The sequence below is a fragment of the Mycobacterium sp. genome (assembly GCF_052145595.1).
Lineage (GTDB): Bacteria > Actinomycetota > Actinomycetes > Mycobacteriales > Mycobacteriaceae > Mycobacterium.
In genome coordinates this window covers 1-6,390 of sequence record NZ_JBKQOI010000097.1, presented here as the reverse complement: position 1 = coordinate 6,390, position 6,390 = coordinate 1, and the positions used below count along the sequence as shown (strand labels likewise).

Below are 6,390 nucleotides of genomic sequence, written 5' to 3'. Positions count from 1 at the left end.
GGCGGGCCATGACGAGGCGCGCCGTTCCCGGCCCGCGGGCCTGACCTTCGTCCCCGGCATGGAACTATCCTGCCGCGTGGACGGGCGGAGCCTGCACCTGCTGGCCTACCTGTTCGACCCGGCCCATCCCAGCCTGGCCGCCGAGGGTGAGAAGATCCGCGGCGACCGGGTGCGCCGGGCCCGCGCCATGGTGGCCAAGCTCGCCGCCCTGGGCGCCGATGTCACCTGGGATCGGGTGGCGGCGATCGCCGGGGACGGCGTGGTGGGCCGCCCGCACATCGCCCGGGCCATGGCCGAAGCCGGCGTGATCAGCGACCCGGCCGAGGCGTTCACCACGGCCTGGATCGGCGACGGCGGCCGGGCGTACGAGGACAAGTACGCGCTGGAGCCGGCCGAGGCCATCAGCCTGATCCGCGCCGCCGGCGGGGTCAGCGTCCTGGCCCACCCCGGGACCCCCGGCTACGAGGTGCCCGACGAGGTGATCGCCCGGCTGGCCGCCGCTGGCCTGGCTGGCGTCGAGGTATGGCATCCCGAGCAAGCTCAGGCCGAACGGGACCGCGCCCGGCGTCTCGCCGACGAACTCGGGCTCGTCGCGACGGGGGGAAGCGACGACCACGGCGCGCTGACCGGTTACCGCATCGGCGCCGAGTCCACCCCAGCCGAGGCCTGGGGGCGCCTGGCGGCGCAGGCGTCCGGCACTCCCGGCTGAGCGGGTCAGTCTAGTTCGTGCCGCCCCGTCAGTCCCCGGCTTGCAGCCATACCCGCACACTTTGCCGGGACGCGCCAAGGATCAGTTGCGCGTCGATGCCGGCCCGCGTTTCGCCGGTCCCGAGCTGGCAGATGAACTCCAGCGGCCCGCTTGGCGGCAGTGGCCATGCCCACCACCTCAGGAACAGACAGTGCGAACTGCCGTCACCGCCGCGCGGCCGCTGGGAGAGAAGCGCATGGCATCAGGCTTGACTCGGGGTCCCGCGTTGTGCAACTGGCCCGTGTCTATTCCGGGTTATCCCGCCGAGGGCGGCTGTGCCCATCGATGCTTGACCGTGATGGGGCTGGAAATGGCATTCTGACCCGGGGCGAAAGCTCTCGCGACTTCTCGTCAACGACCCCCTCATGTTGTCACTCCGTGATAATTTCATCACGCTAGGTTCACCGGCAACACCTCGCTGATCCACCTCGCGCCGGTCCGGCTGCCCCGCCACCCACCTGCCGCATCTGGCCCATGCCCGACGCCTGCGGTCCGGCCAGACGCTGACCCTATCGAGCAACTGGGCCGGTTACGCCGACACCGCGTGCTCCACTTGCGCGCTGCGGTTCGTGTCCACCCAGTTCACCGTGCCGTCCATCAACTGCACGGTTCCCGCCACCAGCGGCGAGCCGCACGCGGGCTTCTGGGATGGCCTGGACGGCTACGCCGACTCCACCGTCGAGCAGACCGGCGTAGCCGCCACCTGTCTGGGCACCACCCCGAAATATTATGCCTGGTACGAGATGTACCCATTGGACCCGGTGGCGCTTTCGATCACCGGGTTCGGGCCTGGCGATGCGGTGAGCGTCAGCGTCTACTTCAATGCGACCACGCGCCAGTACCAGCTCACGTTCGACGACATCACCCAGGGCGCCGGTTTTGTTGCCAGCCAGCCGTGCCCGTCCGGATCCACCTGCGGCAACTCCAGCGCCGGGGTGATCACCGAGGCGCCGTACTCGGGCAGGATGCTGTCGCTCGCTGACTTCGGGAACGCGTTCTACTCGGGCGCCACCGTCACCAGCCGCAACGGCACGCGCGGCAACCTGGGCGATGGCTACCTGTGGTCGTCCAATGAGATCGACATGACCGACGGCAGCAAGGTACTGGCCGAGCCCGGCCCGCTGTCGAACTTGGGGGAGACCTCCGCGTTCCCCATCAACTGGGTGGCCAGCACGTGACGAGGGGAGCCCCGTTCGTCGAGGCCGAGGTGCCGACTGCTGTACTGCGCTGCTGTGCGGGACGACCAGCGCAAGCAAGGACAGTGTCAAGGTCGCGCTTACAGCGGCCCTGGTTTACTGCTTGTCATTGCCCTGGTTGGCGTACAGCCGCTCGATTACTTGCGGGCGGACCGAACATGGTCTTTCTCGTCCTTTTCGGCCTTGTCCCGGCCCGCCCGGTGCCGGGCCTATGGTGGCCGTCGTGCGCCACTCAGGATCCAGGCACTCAACGCGATCGTAAGAACGCCGTGCACGACCGTGATTGCCGTAACGCCTGCTGAGCGGGGCCAGGGGCGGCCGCGTCACGCAATCGTGGCGACGTATGCGGCGATTAAGACGGCCCGGACCTGATTTCTGACTTAGGTGTCCGGGATATGCGCATACCGCGCCGATATATGCGGGCATGGCGCTTATTTCTTGGCGGCCTGGCTGAAGCCTTCAGGTGCCCTGGCAGAAACGATAGCAACCGGACCAGGCACGGGCGGAGGAGAAAGCTATATCCAGGCACTTGTTTCGGAGAGTTACATGATCAATACTTTCAGTGATCAACCTGGGGAGAGGTCGCCTGGCCCGTTGAGGGCGACGGCCCGCTGTCCCGGCCTTCTATTCGTATGAACTTCGGGGGACGGAATCGATGTACAGGAAACTTGTTTTTGTTCTGACCATGTTCGCCGTGGCCATCGGATCACTAAGCGGGGCGCAGGCGGCGCTGGCGTCACCGCGCACGCCCGCGCGGGTGGCCAGCGCGGCACACGCCGGGACGACAGCGTCCATCGCCACGCACGGCGCGACGGGCGCCGTCCGACCAGCGGCCGCAAGACGCCCAATGGCGCCTGGCGCGGGCCTTAGAACGGAAGAAAGACAAGTATCCCCGTCCCTGGGCACGGGTCGGCGAGCGACGGAAACGGCCTCGGCGCCCACGATCACCAGCGCTGCCTCCCTTGCCGCGCCTAAGAACACCAGCGCCCGCGCTTTGGGCAACGGGGCGTGCCAGATCTTCTCCATTCCTGCCAGCGCCACCTTTACCGTCGGCCAACCCAACAGCGTCAACATCTATACCGGCCCGTCGCTCGAGCGGATCGGGCCGATCGGGTTCCTCCCGTGCACATTGTCCGACGGGGGCGCCACCCTGCCGTCCGGAGTCACGTTCACGGACAGCGGGTACAACGGGGCGACACTTTCGGGAACACCGGCTGCGGGTACCGTCGGCACGTACCCGTTCACGATCACCGCGGCGAACGGTGGCAGGTCTGTCTCCACCCTGTACTACACCCTCACGGTCGTCCAGGGGTGCCAGATCACCAGCTCTGCTGGCAGCACCTTCACCGTCGGCCAGGCCGGGACCGTTACCGTCATGTCGACCGGGTCGCCCACGTGCACATTGTCCGAGACGGGCAACCTGCCGACGGGAGTCACCTTCACGGACAACAAGGACGGCACGGCGACACTTGCGGGAACACCGGCTGCGGGCACCGCCGGCACGTACCCGTTCACGATCACCGCCATTAACGGTGGCACTCCTGACGGCACCCAGAGCTTCACCCTCACGATCAGCCAGGCGTGCCAGATCGCCGGCTCTGGCGCCGCCACCTTTACCGTCAACCAGCTCGCGACGCCCGTTACCGTCACGTCGACCGGCCAGCCTACGTGCACATTGTCCGAGACGGGCACACTGCCGTCGGGGGTCAAGTTCACGGACAACGGGAACGGCACGGCGACACTTTCAGGAACACCGGCTAAGGGCACCGTCGGCACGTACCCGGTCACGATCACCGCCACGAACGTCCTCGGTTACGCCACCCAACACTTCACCCTCACGGTCGGCCAGGCGTGCGCTATCACCAGCTCTACCGGCGCCACCTTTGAAGTCAACCAGGCCGGGACCTTTACCGTCACGTCGACCGGGCCGCCCACGTGCGCGTTGACCGCGGCCGGCCTGCCGTCGGGGGTCGGGTTCAAGGACAACGGGGACGGCACAGAGACAATCTCGGGAACATCGACCACCATCGGCACGTACCCGGTCACGATCACCGCCACAAACGGTGTCAGTCCCGCCGCCACCCAGGCCTTCACTCTCAAGGTCAGCGCTGCGACGGCGTGTGCGATCACCAGCAGCACTGACTACGCCACCTTTACCGTCGGCCAGCCCGGGACGCCCGTTACTGTCTCGTCGACCGGGGTGCCCACGTGCGCATTGTCCGCGACCGGCCTGCCGCCGGGAGTCACGTTCACCGACAACGGGGACGGCACGGCGACACTTTCGGGAACACCGGCTCCGGGTACCGGCGGCACGCACCCGATCACGATCACCGCCACGAACGGCGTCCTTCCCGCCGCCACCCAGGCCTTCACCCTCTATGTCCTCCAGGCGTGCCAGATCACCATCCCTGCCGCCGACACCTTTACCGCCGGCCAGGCCGGGACCTTTACCGTCACGTCGACCGGGACGCCCACGTGCGCATTGTCCGAGACAGGCACACTGCCGACGGGAGTCACGTTCACACCCAACGCGGACGGCACGGCGACAATCTCGGGAACACCGGCTGCGGGTACCGGCGGCACGTACCCGATCACGATCAGCGCCACGAACGGCGTCCTTCCCGTCGCCACGCAGATCTTCCCCCTCACGGTCAGCCAGGCGTGCCAGATCATCAGCCCTGCTGCCGACACCTTTACCGCCGGCCAGGCCGGGACCTTTACCGTCACGTCGACCGGGACGCCCACGTGCGCATTGTCCGCGACCGGCCTGCCGGCGGGAGTCACGTTCACGGACAATGGGGACGGCACGGCGTCACTTTCGGGAACACCGGCTCCGGGTACCGGCGGAACATACCTGCTCACGATTACCGCCACGAACGGTGTCGGTTCTGACACCCAGACCTTCACCCTTACCGTTCTCCAGGCGCCCGGGATCACCAGCGCCGGTCACGCCACGTGTATTGTCGGCCAGGCTTGTGCCTTTACTGTCAAGTCGACCGGGGTGCCCACCCCCGGCTTGTCCGAGTCGGGCAACCTGCCGTTGGGAGTGTTGTTCACGGACAACGGGAACGGCAGGGCGGCACTTTCGGGAATACCGGCTGCGGGTACCGGCGGTACGTACAGGTTCAGGATCACCGCCACGAACATCGCCGGTTCTGACACCCAGCACTTCACCCTCTCCGTCGTCGGCCTCCCGGCCGCGCCGAGTGGCCTCAAAGCCACGAGCAGAGGGCGGACGGTGTCGCTGACGTGGACGAACAACGCCAGTGCCCCGTCGGCGGCGACGGCGATAGAGATCCAGCGGGCGACCAACGCCCGGTTCACTACCGCCCTTATCAACACCGTCGTTGGCCCGACCGTCACCTCCCACAAGGACACGGTGGTGGCCGGCAAGAGGTACTACTACCGGGTGCGGGCGCATAACGCAGTCGGCTTCTCCGGCTTTACGAACGTGGTCTCGCCGTGACGATGCTCGCTCGTCGGCGAACACCGTGGACGGCGATTATCGCCACCACGCCGGGATGAGCGGCAAGCCGCGTAGCTCCGGGGACTAAACGGCGCACCGCCCGGGCGGAGATCAATGCGATCCGCCCGGGCGGTGGTCTGTCTGAACCGATCCCGACAACGGCATAGCCGAGGAAAGGGCAACGGTTCACCCGGATGCCGGAAACTATTTTGCAGCACTGGTGCTGCTAATAAGTAATAAACCTTTGTGCCAGATATAGCTCAAAGATGATGCCATATTTCTTTGCGGATTCCGAAGTATTAGCGTCAATGACCCGCTCGCGGGGGTTCGCCGCGTGCCTCCGAGCCTGGCCTCTGGCCAGGCCCTCGCCGTCAGGCCCGGACAATGCGCGGCGTTGCGGCCCGGTTGACCGTGACCTTTCCCCGGTGACTGGCGCATCTGCGGTGAAAGCCGCCGCACCGCCAACGGCACGTCCCCCGGGATTTTCGGGCACCGTGGCCACCATGCTCTACGTACAGCGGATCCACGGCCCGGGCGACGTGCTGGCGCTTGCGTTGGCCATCGTGGCGGTGACCATCGTCGTGTGGCTGGCCATGCGGTTTTCCACCGTTATCCACCGCCTTCTCACCGACAACGGCGTCGAGTTGGCATCCCGTATCGCGGGCCTGCTGCTATCGGCCATCGCCGTCCAGCTCGTCGCGACCGCGGTGCTGGCCTTCGCGCATCAGCGCTGATTCGCCGCCCAGCCAGAATTGTCGGTGGTTGCTGATAGCTTGCGGTCGGTAGCAAGGAGGCGCAGATGATGGCGGCGGAGCAGCTCAGCTTCGGCGGCATGCCGCAGCGGCTGTACGCGTGCACGCCGACCCGGCTGACGTCCTGGCTGGATTGCCCCCGCCGGTACCGGATGACCTACCTGGACCGCCCCCCGCCTCCCAAGGGACCGCCGTGGGGGCACAACAGTCTCGGCGCCAGCGTGCACA

The 6,390-nt window shown here is 67.0% G+C and carries 5 protein-coding genes; all 5 read left to right on the top strand.

Annotated features, from left to right (window positions below):
• Nucleotides 1–709, top strand: a 709-nt coding sequence (locus tag ACLP4W_RS08455; protein ID WP_442385692.1) for a PHP domain-containing protein, incomplete at its 5' end; no start/stop codon positions are given.
• A gap of 497 nt (nucleotides 710–1,206) precedes the next feature.
• On the top strand, nucleotides 1,207–1,926 hold the full coding sequence (locus ACLP4W_RS08450; protein WP_442385693.1) for a G1 family glutamic endopeptidase: 720 nt from the start codon (nucleotides 1,207–1,209) through the stop codon (nucleotides 1,924–1,926).
• 712 nt (nucleotides 1,927–2,638) lie between these two features.
• Nucleotides 2,639–5,410, top strand: coding sequence for a beta strand repeat-containing protein (locus ACLP4W_RS08445; RefSeq protein WP_442385691.1), 2,772 nt, complete (start codon nucleotides 2,639–2,641; stop codon nucleotides 5,408–5,410).
• A 425-nt stretch (nucleotides 5,411–5,835) separates the two neighbouring features.
• On the top strand, nucleotides 5,836–6,144 hold the full coding sequence (locus ACLP4W_RS08440; protein WP_442385690.1) for a MarC family protein: 309 nt from the start codon (nucleotides 5,836–5,838) through the stop codon (nucleotides 6,142–6,144).
• 65 nt (nucleotides 6,145–6,209) lie between these two features.
• The coding region (locus ACLP4W_RS08435) for a hypothetical protein (protein ID WP_442385689.1) at nucleotides 6,210–6,390 on the top strand (181 nt) is incomplete at its 3' end.